The organism is Agrobacterium albertimagni AOL15 (genome assembly GCF_000300855.1).
Classification (GTDB): Bacteria; Pseudomonadota; Alphaproteobacteria; order Rhizobiales; family Rhizobiaceae; genus Allorhizobium; species Allorhizobium albertimagni.
On record NZ_ALJF01000013.1, the window covers coordinates 462532 to 476762 of the forward strand.

The 14231-nt window shown below is 60.3% G+C and carries 11 protein-coding genes; 10 read left to right on the forward strand and 1 reads right to left on the reverse strand.

Annotation, left to right across the window (positions count from 1 at the left end; translation table 11 throughout):
* The first annotated feature begins 6 nt into the window (after positions 1-6).
* From nuoN to QWE_RS17935, 5 genes are all read left to right on the forward strand, one after another.
* Entirely contained in the window at positions 7-1452 is a 1446-nt protein-coding gene (nuoN, locus tag QWE_RS17915; protein ID WP_006727583.1) for an NADH-quinone oxidoreductase subunit NuoN, read from the forward strand.
* Positions 1449-2216, forward strand: a complete 768-nt coding sequence (locus tag QWE_RS17920) for a biotin--[acetyl-CoA-carboxylase] ligase (protein ID WP_006727584.1) — start codon at positions 1449-1451, stop codon at positions 2214-2216. Before nuoN ends, QWE_RS17920 begins: the two co-directional genes overlap by 4 nt.
* Before the next feature lie 18 nt (positions 2217-2234).
* Positions 2235-3902, forward strand: coding sequence for a ribonuclease J (locus QWE_RS17925; protein WP_006727585.1), 1668 nt, complete (start codon positions 2235-2237; stop codon positions 3900-3902).
* Between the two features lie 55 nt (positions 3903-3957).
* On the forward strand, positions 3958-4362 hold the full coding sequence (mce, locus tag QWE_RS17930; protein ID WP_006727586.1) for a methylmalonyl-CoA epimerase: 405 nt from the start codon (positions 3958-3960) through the stop codon (positions 4360-4362).
* A 151-nt stretch (positions 4363-4513) separates the two neighbouring features.
* Positions 4514-4792 (forward strand): DUF1467 family protein, encoded by a 279-nt coding sequence (locus QWE_RS17935; protein WP_006727587.1) that lies wholly within the window; start codon positions 4514-4516, stop codon positions 4790-4792.
* A 288-nt stretch (positions 4793-5080) separates the two neighbouring features.
* Here QWE_RS17935 and QWE_RS25325 read toward each other — a convergent pair whose 3' ends face one another.
* Entirely contained in the window at positions 5081-5284 is a 204-nt protein-coding gene (locus QWE_RS25325) for a hypothetical protein (protein WP_157790730.1), read from the reverse strand.
* A gap of 12 nt (positions 5285-5296) precedes the next feature.
* On the opposite strand from QWE_RS25325, the gene proS reads away from it, so the two are divergent.
* The 5 genes from proS (at position 5297) to QWE_RS24490 (ending at position 14230) form a co-directional block, all read left to right on the forward strand.
* Positions 5297-6619, forward strand: coding sequence for a proline--tRNA ligase (proS, locus tag QWE_RS17940; protein ID WP_006727588.1), 1323 nt, complete (start codon positions 5297-5299; stop codon positions 6617-6619).
* Positions 6620-6683: 64 nt separating this feature from the next.
* Complete coding sequence (locus QWE_RS17945; RefSeq protein ID WP_006727589.1) at positions 6684-7991, forward strand: lipoprotein-releasing ABC transporter permease subunit; 1308 nt, start codon at positions 6684-6686, stop codon at positions 7989-7991.
* A gap of 14 nt (positions 7992-8005) precedes the next feature.
* On the forward strand, positions 8006-8695 hold the full coding sequence (locus QWE_RS17950) for an ABC transporter ATP-binding protein (protein WP_006727590.1): 690 nt from the start codon (positions 8006-8008) through the stop codon (positions 8693-8695).
* A gap of 342 nt (positions 8696-9037) precedes the next feature.
* Entirely contained in the window at positions 9038-12538 is a 3501-nt protein-coding gene (gene dnaE, locus QWE_RS17955; RefSeq protein WP_006727591.1) for a DNA polymerase III subunit alpha, read from the forward strand.
* 99 nt (positions 12539-12637) lie between these two features.
* Entirely contained in the window at positions 12638-14230 is a 1593-nt protein-coding gene (locus tag QWE_RS24490; RefSeq protein ID WP_006727592.1) for a sulfatase-like hydrolase/transferase, read from the forward strand.
* Position 14231 lies beyond the last annotated feature (1 nt).

Genomic DNA, 14231 nt, shown 5'->3' on the forward strand with positions numbered 1-14231 from the left:
TTGGACATGACCGTTGAAACTCTCATTGCTAGCCTGCATCTGGTCACGCCGGAATTGATCCTGGCCGTGGGCGCCATGGTGCTGCTCATGATCGGTGTGTTTTCGGGCGATCGGTCGAACAGTGTCGTCACGGGGCTTGCGATCGCGCTTTTGATCTTCTCCGGTGCCTGGCTCATTTTCGCCGGGCAGGAGGGTGAAGCCTTCAACGGCGCCTATCTCGCCGATGGCTATGCCAAGTTCATGAAGATCCTCGCCCTCATCGGTTCGGTGACGGCGATGATCATGGCGGTCGGCCACGCCCGATACGACCACCTCGACAAGTTCGAATTCCCGGTCCTTCTCGTGCTGGCGACCCTCGGCATCATGCTGATGATCTCGGCCAACGATTTGATCACGCTCTATATGGCGCTGGAACTGCAGTCGCTCGCACTGTATGTCGTCGCAGCCATCAACCGCGACAGCCTGCGTTCGACCGAAGCCGGCCTCAAGTATTTCGTCCTCGGTGCGCTCTCCTCGGGTATGCTGCTCTACGGCATGTCGCTGGTCTACGGTTTCACCGGCAATACCGGCTTCAACGAAATTGCGACCGTTCTCTCGGCAGGCGAACCTTCGCTCGGCTTGATCTTCGGCCTCGTCTTTGTGCTGGCCGGTCTAGCCTTCAAGATCTCGGCCGTTCCGTTCCACATGTGGACACCGGACGTTTACGAAGGCGCGCCGACCCCGGTCACCGCTTTCCTCGCCGCTGCCCCGAAGATCGGTGCCATGGCGATCCTCGTCCGCATCGTCATCGACGCCTTCCTGCCGATCTTCGCCGAATGGCAGCAGATCGTCGTCTTCATCTCGATCGCTTCTATGGTCCTCGGCTCGGTTGCCGCGATTGGTCAGAGGAACATCAAGCGACTGATGGCCTATTCCTCCATCGGTCACATGGGCTATGCGCTGGTCGGTCTTGCCGCCGGCACGGACACCGGCGTCGCCGGCGTCCTGCTCTACATGCTGATCTATCTGGTGATGACGCTCGGCACCTTCGCCTGCATCATGGCCATGCGCCAGAAGGAAGGCGGCAATGTCGAGAACATTGACGATCTCGCCGGCCTGTCGACCACGCGTCCCTTCATGGCCTTCGTTCTGACGGCTCTGATGTTTTCGCTCGCAGGCATCCCGCCGCTCGCCGGCTTCTTCGCCAAGTACTTCGTCTTCGTCGCTGCAATCGAAGCCAAGCTCTATGCGCTGGCCATCATCGGCGTTCTGGCCTCGGTCATCGGTGCCTACTACTACCTGCGCATCATCAAGGTGATGTGGTTCGACGAAGCCAAGGGCGAGTTTGCCCGCACGGCGGTTGAACTCCGCCTCGTCTTCGGTCTCTCCGGCCTTTTCGTCGTCGGTTATGTCCTGATTGGTGGTCCGCTCGGCACTGCCGCTGAAGCTGCTGCAAAGACGTTGTTTAATTGACCAGCCTCGGTAGACCGCGCCGGATTTCGCTCGACGATTTCCGGCACGAAGCCCTCGACGAAGTTTCGTCCACCAATACGGAAGCATTCGCCCGCGCTCGCGCGGGCGATTCCGGTTTTCTGTGGTTGACGGCCGAGCGCCAGACCGGCGGCCGCGGCCGTCGGGGTCGCCCCTGGGTGTCGGAACGCGGCAATCTCTATTCGACCCTGCTGCTGATCGACCCGGCTCCGGCAGATCAGCTGGGATCGCTGCCACTCGCCGTGGCACTCGCCGTTCATGCCGCCGTGCAAACGGTGATGCCGCCGGGTGGCGAACCCGTCGAGATCAAATGGCCGAACGATGTGCTGATCGGTCGGAAGAAGACGTCGGGTATCTTGCTGGAGGCGGAACGCATGGCAGATGGCCGCATGGCACTTGCCATCGGGATCGGCATCAATATCGCGCACCGACCCAACCTGACGCTCTATCCGGTGACCTCGCTCGCCGATCAGGGCGTACCGACCTCGCCGCCGGAATTCTTCGCCCATCTTTTCGCCGAGATGGCGCAAGTGCTTGGTGTGTGGGACGAGGGCAGGGGGATCGCCGAGATCGTGCGACGCTGGCGTCGCGTCGCCTGTGGCATCGGCGAGAAAATAACTGTGAATCTCCCGGACCGCTCGATTTCCGGTATCTTTTCCGGAATCGATGATAAGGGAATTTTGTTGCTCGACCGGGGCTCCGACGGAATGATGTCGGTTGCCGCCGGAGACGTGTTTTTCGGGTAGACTGGATCGGAACTGAGAATGGCCAATAACGACGAACTGGTTTTCCTGCCGCTGGGCGGCGTGGGAGAAATCGGCATGAACCTCGCATTGTACGGCTATGGCCCGCCGTCCAATCGCCAGTGGATCATGGTCGACTGCGGCGTGACTTTCGCCGGTCCGGACCTGCCGGGCGTGGATCTCGTACTGCCCGATATCAGCTTCATCAAGAAGCAGAAGAAGAATCTCAAGGGCATCATCATCACCCATGCCCACGAAGATCACTACGGTGCGCTGAACGACCTCTGGCCGGGCCTCAACGTACCCGTCTACGCCTCGCGCTTCACCGCCGGCATGCTGGAAGCCAAGCGCGACTATGAAGGCTCGCGCGCCGAGATTCCAATCACGCCTTTCAAGCAGGGCGACCGGATCAATGTCGGCCCGTTCGAGATCGAGGCGATCGGCGTCAACCATTCTATCCCCGAGCCGATGTCGCTCGTCATCCGCACGCCGCTCGGCAATCTCATCCATACGGGTGACTGGAAGATCGACCACAATCCGTCGCTCGGCCCGCTGACCGACGAGGACCGCTTCCGTGCCGTCGGCGACGAGGGCGTGCTGGCGATGTTCTGCGATTCGACCAATGCCATGCGTGATGGTGTCTCGCCTTCCGAAGAGGAAGTCTCTGCAGGCTTGCAGAAGATCATCGAAGCGGCGGAAGGCCGTGTTGCGATCACCACCTTCTCCTCGAATGTCGGGCGTATCCGTTCGATTGCCCAGGCAGCGGAAGCGGCCGGGCGTGAAGTCCTGCTGCTTGGCAGTTCGCTGAAGCGCGTCACGAACGTTGCTCAGGACATCGGCATCATGGAGGGCATCAAGCCCTTCCTCGCCGAAGACGAATTCGGCTTCATACCGCGTGACAAGGTCGTCATCATCCTGACTGGCAGTCAGGGCGAAGCGCGTGCAGCGCTCGCCAAGCTCTCGCGCGACGAGATGCGCAATGTGGCGCTGACGAAGGGCGACACGGTCGTCTTCTCCTCGCGTGCCATCCCGGGTAACGAGAAGGCGATCCTCGAGATCAAGAACGGCCTCATCGAGCAGGGCGTCCACATCATCACCGACAACGACGCGCTGGTCCACGTTTCGGGCCATCCGCGCCGCAATGAACTCCTGAAGATGTACGAGTGGGTTCGTCCGCAGTTCCTCGTGCCGGTGCATGGTGAGGCCGCCCATCTGGTCGCCCAGAAGGAATTGGCGCTTCAGGCCGGCATCCCGAACGTTCCGCGTGTCCGCAATGGCGACATGCTGCGCGTGGCACCGGGTCCTGCCGAAGTTATCGCTCAGGCTCCCTTCGGCCGCGTCTACAAGGACGGCAAGCTCGTCGGCGACATCGAAGAAATGGGCATCGCCGACCGCAAGAAGCTCTCCTATGTCGGCCATGTTGCCGTCAGTGTGCTTCTCGACAGCCGCTTCGATTTCCTTGGTGATCCCGATGTGGTGGCTTTCGGCCTGCCCGAAGTCGACCATGAGGGGGAATTGATGGAGGATACGCTTTACGACGCCGTTCTCGGCGCCGTCGAAAGCATTCCCCGCAGCCGTCGCAAGGATCTCGACACCGTTCGCGAATCCATCCGCCGCGCGGTGCGCTCGACTGCAAACGAAGTCTGGGGCAAGAAGCCGATCGTCACGGTGTTCCTGACCAAAGTCTGAGGGACGAGGCGGGCAGGGATGACCTAATCTTTGCCCGCAACGACTGGAGGAAGACATGCTCGGCCGCGTCAATCACATCGCCATCGCCGTTCCGGACCTCACCGCTGCCACCGCGAGCTATCGTGATACGCTCGGCGCCAAGGTGTCCCAGGCCCAGGCGCTTCCCGAGCATGGCGTGACCGTCGTCTTCGTCGAACTCGAAAACACCAAGGTCGAACTCCTGGAGCCGCTCGGCGACGCCTCGCCGATCGCAGCCTTCCTGGAAAAGAATCCCTCGGGCGGCATGCATCACATCTGTTACGAGGTCGCCGATATCCTGGCCGCCCGCGACCAGTTGTCGGCCTCAGGTGCCCGGGTTCTCGGCAGTGGCGATCCAAAGATCGGCGCGCATGGCAAGCCGGTCCTGTTTCTGCATCCGAAGGACTTCTTCGGCACCCTGATCGAACTCGAGCAGGTCTGAGGCGCATTCACGACGCGATGAAGTCTTGTTGATCGCGGCTCGATCAGGGCTGCGACGCTTTTGTCTTTGTGCCGGGCCGCTTCCGCGATTATAGGGGGGCGAGCGGCGCAGGCGGGACGTCTGGCGCCAGCTAAGTCTGGAGCGAAACATCATGGCGATCCTGTCGGGACTGGCGGTCTATTTCGTGATCTGGTGGCTTGTGCTGTTTGCCGTGCTGCCGATCGGCCTTCGCACGCAGGACGAGGACCAGGAGGTCGTGCCGGGCACCGTGGCCAGTGCGCCGACCCGCTTCCGTGCGGCGCGCATCTTCCTGACGACGACCGTGGTCTCGGCGCTGATCTACGGCGCCTGGTATGTTGCCGGCACCTATTTCGACATCGGCTTCAACGATCTGCCCGTCATCATGCCGGGGCTTGAGCCGCGAGGCTGACCAGCGCCACTCGGCTCGCTCCATTCCGTCAACAGGGCAAAAAAAAACAAGGTCAAAAGACCTTGTTCGAAGCTTCGCGTGATCCTTCACCAATTAAGGGGCTGCGAACGGGCGCGCCTAGATCTGATCCTCCCAAGACTTGACCGCGAGTGTGGCAAAGATTTGTACTCCCTGCCTCTTTTATGGGCTGAACCTAGCCCAATCATTGGTCCTTGTCACCCCTGAATCTTGCAGATTTGTTACACTCATCCAAAAAAAATTTAATCATGCCGCTTTGTCGCATAAGGGTCATGCAATGACCTGATTTGCAGCTTTTGACGGAACATTGTCTTGCCGCCTGCGCATCCGAATGGGGCGCTTGTGGTGCCGGCTGTGGGCGAGGCGAGCGAACGGCGCTTGCGGGTTTTCTTCTCCAGTCCAACCGGCTATGAACGCTTCCTGACATCCCGTTTCAATCGCTGATTCCGCCGCTTTGGCGGCATCGACAACCATCTGGAATTCGTTATGCGTCTGTCGCGCTACTTCATGCCGATCCTGAAGGAAAACCCCAAGGAAGCCGAGATCGTCTCTCACCGCCTGATGTTGCGGACGGGCATGATCCGCCAGCAGAGCCAGGGCATTTATTCCTGGTTGCCGCTCGGCAAGCGCGTGCTCGACAAGGTCAACGCCATCATCCGCGAAGAGCAGAACCGCGCCGGCGCCATCGAGCTTTCCATGCCGACACTGCAGTCGGCCGAGCTCTGGCAGGAAAGCGGCCGCTACGAGGACTATGGCAAGGAAATGCTGCGCATTCGCGACCGGCAGGACCGTCCGATGCTCTATGGTCCGACCAATGAGGAGATGATCACCGACATCTTCCGCTCGTCGGTCAAGTCCTACAAGAGCCTGCCGCTCAACCTCTACCACATCCAGCTGAAGTTCCGTGACGAGATCCGTCCGCGCTTCGGCACCATGCGTTCGCGCGAATTCCTGATGAAGGATGCCTATTCCTTCGACTTGACCCAGGCCGACGCGATCCATTCCTACAACAAGATGTTCGTCGCTTACCTGCGCACCTTCGATCGCCTCGGCCTGCGCGCCATCCCGATGCGCGCCGATACCGGCCCGATCGGCGGCAATCACAGCCACGAATTCATCATTCTCGCCGACACCGGTGAGTCGGAAGTCTACTGCCACAAGAGCTTCGTCGATTTCGACATCCCCGCCGCCGACACCGATTTCGACAGCGTCGACGGCCTGCAGTCGGTTTTCGATAAGTGGACCTCGGTTTACGCCGCGACGTCGGAAATGCATGACGAAGCCGCTTTCGGTACGATCCCGGAAGGCGACCGCCTCTCCGCGCGCGGCATCGAGGTCGGCCACATCTTCTATTTCGGCACCAAATATTCCGAGCCGATGGGCGCCAAGGTGCAGGGTCCCGATGGCAAGGAACACCTTGTCCACATGGGCTCCTATGGTATCGGCCCGACGCGCCTTGTTCCGGCCATCATCGAAGCCTCGCATGACGAGAACGGAATCATCTGGCCGGCTTCGGTCGCGCCTTTCGATGCCGTTGTCATCAACATGAAGCCGGGTGACGAGGCTTGCGACACCACCTGCGATCGCCTCTATGTCGCGCTGCAGAATGCCGGCAAGGACGTGCTTTATGACGACACCGACGATCGTGCCGGCACCAAGTTCGCCACTGCCGATCTGATTGGCGTGCCGGTCCAGGTCATTGCGGGTCCTCGTGCCGTTGCTGCCGGCGAAGTCGAGCTCAAGGACCGCAAGACCGGTGCCCGCGAGACACTGACGATCGAAGCGGCGATCAACAAGCTGACGGCCTAAGGCAAAAGCCTTACGCCGAACCAAGGTCGGGTCTTGAGACTTGATCCCGAGGCAAGGAGAAACCATGGCGACGACGGCCGTTGGCAACGAGACGGTGGACACGGACAAGGCCGCAACTGCGCGCGCCTTTTCCGGCTTTGAACGCATGGTGGCCTGGCGCTATCTGCGTGCCCGGCGCAAGGAAGCCTTCATTTCCGTCATTGCCGGCTTCTCCTTCATCGGCATCATGCTTGGCGTGGCGACGCTGATCATTGTCATGGCCGTGATGAACGGCTTCCGCACCGAGCTCGTCTCGCGCATTCTCGGCATCAACGGCCACATGATCGTTCAGGCTGTCGACCAGCCGCTGAGCGACTATGCTGGATTGGCCGAGCGGTTCGCAGCGGTTCCGGGCGTCACCATGGCACTGCCGCTGGTCGAAGGGCAGACGCTGGCTTCGGGACGTGAGGGTGCCGGCACAGGCGCCCTGGTACGCGGCATCCGCCCCGATGATCTGACGAAGCTGTCGGTCGTTTCATCCAACATCCGCTCCGGCGATCTGGTTGGTTTTGCCACCGGGGAGGGTGTTCTCATTGGCTCGCGCATGGCAGCCCAGCTGGGGCTTTCAGCGGGAGATACAATCACCCTGGTCTCTCCCGAAGGCGACGTGACTCCGCTCGGCGTCAATCCGCGGGTGAAGTCCTATCCGGTCTCGGCCATCTTCGAAATCGGCATGTCTGAATATGATGCCTCGATCATCTATATGCCGCTCGAGGAATCGCAGATCTATTTCAATGTCGAAGGCATCGTTCAGTCGATCGAGCTCTTCATCTCCAATCCGGATGCCGTGGACGAGCTGCGTCCATTGATCGAGGAGGCCGCCGGCCGCCAGATCTTCCTCACCGACTGGCGCCAGCGCAACCAGACCTTCTTCTCGGCCCTTCAGGTCGAGCGGAACGTCATGTTCATGATCCTGACGCTGATCGTGCTTGTCGCGGCGCTGAACATCATTTCCGGTCTGATCATGCTGGTGAAGGATAAGGCGAGCGATATCGCAATCCTCCGCACCATGGGCGCGACATCCGGTGCCATCATGCGCATCTTCTTCATGACGGGTGCCGCGATCGGCACGGCAGGAACTCTGGCAGGTGTCGTGCTCGGCGTGATCGTCTGTCTGAACATCGAAAGCATCCGCCAGTTCTTCTCCTGGGTCTCCGGAACGATGCTCTTCGACCCCGAACTCTATTTCCTGAGCCAGCTGCCCGCGGACATGAACGCCAGTGAGACCATCTCGGTTATCATCATGGCGCTCAGCCTGTCCTTCATGGCCACCATCTTCCCGGCCTGGCGGGCCTCGCGCCTGGATCCCGTCCAGGCTCTGCGTTACGAATGAGGATGCCGAAATCAATGGCAAAAGACGTGGTTCTCTCGCTTGCCGGCATCGATCGCCATTATGGCCAGGGCGAAACCGTACTCTCGATCCTGAAAGGCGCGGACTTCACCTTGCGCACGGGTGAGACCGTGGCGCTGGTCGCCCCGTCGGGTACGGGCAAGTCGACGCTTCTGCATGTTGCCGGACTTCTGGAGCATCCCGACGGCGGCGAAGTGACCGTTGGCGGCGTTGCCTGTCAGGAACTGGGCGACGAGCAGCGCACGGCCATCCGCCGGAAGTCGATCGGCTTCGTCTACCAGTTCCATCATCTGCTGCCGGAATTCTCCGCGCTGGAAAACGTGATGATGCCGCAGCTGATCGCCGGGCTCACCAAGCCAGAGGCCGCCGAACGCGCCAAACAGCTTCTCGACTATATGCGTGTCGGTCATCGCGCCGATCACCGCCCGGCCGAACTTTCCGGCGGCGAACAGCAGCGCGTGGCAATTGCCCGCGCGGTCGCCAACGCTCCGCTGGTGCTTCTTGCCGACGAACCGACCGGCAACCTCGATCCCGAAACTGCAAGCTATGTCTTCTCGGCGCTCGAAGCGCTGGTCCGTCAGTCCGGTCTCTCGGCCATGATCGCGACCCACAACCACGACATTGCCCGCCGGATGGACCGCTGCGTCACCTTGGTCGACGGCAAGGTCGTCGAACTCGTCGTCTGATCTCAGCCCGCTTTCTTCTCCTTTTTTCTGACGTCCCTGCGCCTCGGTGGAATTTGTTCCGCCGAGGCTGCGGTTTTTTTAGGTTGACATTGGAACAAGAGCAGAACAAAATAAAAACATAAAGGGACAAGGAGACAGAAATGACCGAAATTCTTCGTGACGTTGCTGCATTTGCCTCGATGGCGGTTTTCGTATCCAGCATGGCTTTGCTGATGATGGCGCTCTGACATTTTGGGGCGGCAAAGCTGGTGACCAAGGCCTTGCCGCCCGACTTACTTCTGGACTTCGTGAGCCTGAAAGCCGAAAATCCCGACCGATTCAGAAATCAGGGAATGAAGCGGTATGGGCGAGGACAGCGTCGACAGACAGGCGTCCGGTGGAGTGGGTGACGGTCCGGGTTTCGTGCATCTGCGCGTGCATTCGGCTTATTCGCTGCTTGAGGGCGCGCTGCCGCTGAAGAAGATCCTCGGCAAGGCTGTCGCCGACGACCAGCCGGCGATCGCGATCACCGACACCAACAATCTCTTCGTCGCGCTCGAGTTCTCGCAAAAGGCGCTCGGTGATGGCATCCAGCCGATCATCGGCTGCCAGCTGTCGATCGACATGGAGGATTCGACCGGCGAGAAGCGCGGCGGCAACGGTCATATGCCCGATCTGCCGGCCGTCGTCGTTCTGGCATCGGATGCGGAGGGCTATGAGCGCCTCGTTGATCTCGTCAGCCGGGCCTATCTCGGCGGCGACGCGGGTCAGCCGACCCATGTAAAGCTCTCCTGGCTCGAAGAGAGCGGGACCGAAGGCCTGATCCTGTTGACCGGCGCCGGTGGCGGGCCAGTCGATCGTATCCTGAAGGATGGTCACAAGGCCCAGGCCGAGAGCCGTCTGCTTGCCTTGAAGCGTCTGTTCGGCGATCGCCTCTATGTCGAATTGCAGCGGCATGGTGAGTATGATCGCACGCATGAGCGGCGCATGGTCCAGCTCGCCTATGAGCATGACCTGCCGCTGGTTGCGACCAACGAGGCCTTCTTCCCGGCCCGCGACGACTACGATGCCCATGATGCGCTGATGGCTGTGGCCCACAATGCCATCGTATCGAACGACGACCGCTTCCGCCTCACCCCTGACCATTATCTGAAGAGCCGGGCGGACATGATGAAGCTCTTCGCCGACCTGCCGGAGGCGCTCCAGAATTCCGTCGAGATCGCCCGCCGCTGCTCTTTCGTGCTTGATACCCGAAAGCCCATCCTGCCGCGCTTCACCGGTGGCAGCGACGATCCGGAGGAAGCCGAACGGGAAGAAGCACTCGAACTGCGCCGTCAGGCGGTGGAGGGTCTTGACCAGCGTCTGGCAGCCCTCGGCATGGCGCCGGGTTACGAGGAAAAGGAGTACCGCGACCGGCTGGAATTCGAGCTCTCGGTCATCGAACGCATGAAGTTCCCCGGCTACTTCCTGATCGTTTCGGACTTCATCAAATGGGCGAAGCAGCATGACATCCCGGTCGGCCCGGGCCGTGGTTCGGGTGCGGGCTCGCTCGTTGCCTATGCGCTGACCATTACCGACGTCGATCCCTTGCGTTTCTCGCTGCTCTTCGAACGCTTCCTCAATCCGGAACGCGTCTCGATGCCCGACTTCGACATCGACTTCTGCCAGGAGCGCCGCGAAGAGGTCATCCGCTACGTGCAGCGCAAATATGGTCGCGAGCAGGTGGGCCAGATCATCACCTTCGGATCGCTACAGGCGCGTGCAGCGCTCCGCGACGTTGGCCGCGTGCTGGAAATGCCCTATGGCCAGGTCGACAAGATCTGCAAGCTGGTCCCGAACAATCCGGCCAATCCGACGCCGCTCTCCAAGGCGATCGAGGAGGAGCCCAAGCTCCAGGAGGCCGCCGAAGAAGAGCCTGTCGTCGCGCGCCTGCTGGAGATCGCCCAGAAGATCGAGGGGCTCTACCGCCACGCCTCGACGCATGCCGCCGGTATCGTCATCGGTGACCGCCCGCTGTCTAAGCTTGTGCCGATGTATCGCGATCCACGCTCCGACATGCCGGTCACCCAGTTCAATATGAAATGGGTCGAACAGGCCGGCCTCGTGAAGTTCGACTTCCTCGGCCTGAAAACGCTGACGGTCCTGAAGACGGCCGTCGACTTCGTCGAGGAGCAGCGCGGTATCAAGGTCGACCTCGCCGCCATCCCGCTGGATGACACCTTGACCTACGAGATGCTCTCGCGCGGTGAAACGGTGGGCGTCTTCCAGGTGGAAAGTGCCGGCATGCGCAAGGCGCTGATCGGCATGCGCCCCGACTGCATCGAGGACATCATCGCGCTCGTGGCCCTTTATCGCCCGGGCCCGATGGAAAACATCCCCGTCTACAATGCCCGCAAGCATGGCGAGGAAGAGATCGCCTCGATCCATCCGAAGATCGACTACCTTTTGAAGGAAACCCAGGGCGTTATCGTCTACCAGGAACAGGTCATGCAGATCGCGCAGGTCCTGTCTGGCTATTCGCTCGGCGAAGCCGACCTTCTGCGCCGCGCCATGGGTAAGAAGATCAAGGCGGAGATGGACCAGCAGTCGGTCCGTTTCGTTGATGGCGCAATGAAGAACGGTGTCTCGAAGCCGCAGGCGAACAACATCTTCGAACTGCTGGCCAAATTCGCCAACTACGGCTTCAACAAGTCACACGCAGCGGCCTACGCCATCGTCTCCTATCAGACGGCCTACATGAAGGCGCATTATCCGGTCGAGTTCCTCGCCGCATCGATGACGCTCGACATGTCGAACACCGAAAAGCTCGTCGACTTCCGCCAGGATGCCGGCCGCCTCGGCATCCAAGTCGTGCCGCCTTCTGTCCAGACGTCCTACCGTCACTTCCAGACCGGTCCGAACCGCATCTATTACGCGCTGGCCGCCCTCAAGGGTGTCGGTGAAGGTGCCGTCGATCACATCGTCGAGGTGCGCGGCGACAAGCCCTTCGACAGCATCGAGGATTTCTGCCTCAGGATCGACCCGAAGCAGATCAACCGACGTGTGTTCGAAAGCCTGATCGCCGCAGGCGCCTTCGACTGCTTCGGTCGCGACCGCGCCGAACTCGTCGGCAGCATCGATCGCATCATGGGCTATGCCCAGCGCGCCCAGGAAAATGCCGTCAGCGGTCAATCCGACATGTTCGGCACCGGCGGCGCAAGCGGCCCCGAGCGGATTGCCTTTGCACCTTATACGCCCTGGCTTTCCTCGGAAAAGCTGATGCGCGAATTCCAGGTGCTTGGCTTCTACCTCTCTGCCCACCCGCTCGACGCTTACAGAGACCTGCTCGACAAGCTGCGGGTCCAGAATTTCGCGGATTTCTCGGTGGCCGTGAAACAGGGCGCATCCGCCGGCCGTCTCGCCGGCACCGTCATCTCGCGCCAGGAGCGCAAGACCCGCACCGGCAACAAGATGGGCATCGTCACCTTTTCGGATGCCTCCGGCCAGTATGAAGCGGTTCTCTTCTCCGAAGGCCTGAACCAGTATCGCGACCTTCTGGAAGCGGGTAAATCGCTGGTCCTCACTGTACAGGCGGAGGAGCGGCCCGAGGGCATCGGATTGCGCATCCAGACGGCGCAGTCGCTCGAAGAACAGTCGATCCGCATGCAGAAGGCGATGCGCGTCTTCGTCCGGGATTCCGGTCCCTTGCGCGCCGTCGCTGCACATCTGAACGCAAGGGGCGACGGGCTCGTCTCCTTCATCGTGATCAAGGACGAAGGCCAGCGCGAAATCGAGGTGGAACTGACTGAACGCTTCCGCATCTCCCCCGAGATCGCTGCCGCCATGCGCTCGACCCCCGGCGTCCTCGACGTCGAACTGGTTTGATGTAAGGGTAGGATCACTCCATCGAATTTTATCATTCAGATTAAGCTAAACGAAAGTGGCATGCAGCTATAGATTGAACCTCGAATCGGAGGTTGCTGTATGTCATTTTCGTCTCGGACGCTCGAAAGTTTCAAAAATCAGGCAGTTCGAGCCATTCTGTGGGCAGCCGTTTTCGCCTGGGCGGTGACGTCAATCATCGATGTCAGCGTTGAACTGATGCCTTCGTGGCGTCCCATGCTGTTTACCGCGATTTTCTTGTTCCTGTATGTCTTCTCGAAGGTATATCCCGAGCAGCAACGTGTAACACTGCGTTGGACCTATGCTGCGACGCTGCTTCTCGCTGTCTGGTACATCTTGTACTCGCTTTTCGGCGCCGTCGACGTGCAGGCTATTCTGTTTCACCTGAACTACGACGTCGGGTCGGAAGCCGTTCAAGATCAGGCTTTCAAGCAGTCTCTGGTCGCAATCATTCCCTTTGTCCTGGCCATGATCAGTTGGTGGCAACTGGCCGGCATGTCTCGCGGCATGGCCTTCCTCAACCGATGCCTTCCAGTCGCCCTCCTGGCGCTCAATCCGCTCACTTGGCTCGGTGCCTCCAGCGCCTTGGCCTCTGCCGCGCCGCCGCCAATGGACTTGAGCTTGGCCTTCAAGGACCCTGAGACGGACTTCGTGCCCTCCGGTCCGACGAAAAATCTACTGCACATATTCGTTGAAAGTGCGGAACTCACCTTTTGGGACGAAGAGCGTTTCGGAGATGTCGCTCGCCCGTTGAAGAACCTTTCCGCCAAGGCTTGGTCCGCTGAGAACGTCGAGCAAGTGGACCTGACCGGTTGGACGCTTGCCGGACATGTGGCATCGACCTGCGGCGTGCCGCTGTTGTCCTTGGGTGTCATCCATCGAAATTCCTTCGATCTCGTGGACGAAATTGTGCCGGGAGCGGAATGCCTGGGCGATATTCTCGAACGGAATGGCTACACAAATGTCTTCTTGAAAGGGGCGAGCCTCGATTTTGCCGGCACGCGGGGTTTCGCTGCCAATCACGGCTATCAACGCCTGCTCGGTTTCGATGAACTTCATGACCGTTTCCCCGGGCGCGTCAATCATTGGGGGCTGCATGACGAAGACATGCTTCAGGTTGCATATGAGCAGATTTCCGAACTTGAAATGCAAGGCGCGCCATACAGTCTGATGCTGACAACGCTGGGTGGCCATGCGCCGACAGGCCTCATATCCCCATCCTGCGAAGCACTTCCACTCGTCACTCGTCAACCCAACGATACCCTCAAGGCCTTTGCCTGCACCAATTGGCTCGTTGAACGCTTTGTTGATCGCCTGGAGCGTGATGGCCTGCTCGAAAACACGGTGGTGGTCATCCAGAGTGACCATCTCGCCATGCGAAACGAGGTCTACGGAGACCTCCAAGCTTCCGATCGCCGCAACATGTTCATGGTTCTGGGCACCGAACACCGCGACACAGTGAGCAAGCCTGCGAGCACAATTGATCTGTTTCCGACAATCCTTGCGGCCGTGGGCTTCTCTATACCGGATCGCCGGGCGGCACTTGGAGTGGACCTGCGCTCGAACATGCCAACGCTTGTCGAAAAGCTGGGCACGGACGATATAAACCGCGCGATCGCACAAGCAGATGAATTGCGCGACCGGGTTTGGGGACTTGATCGCCAGCTTCACTAGC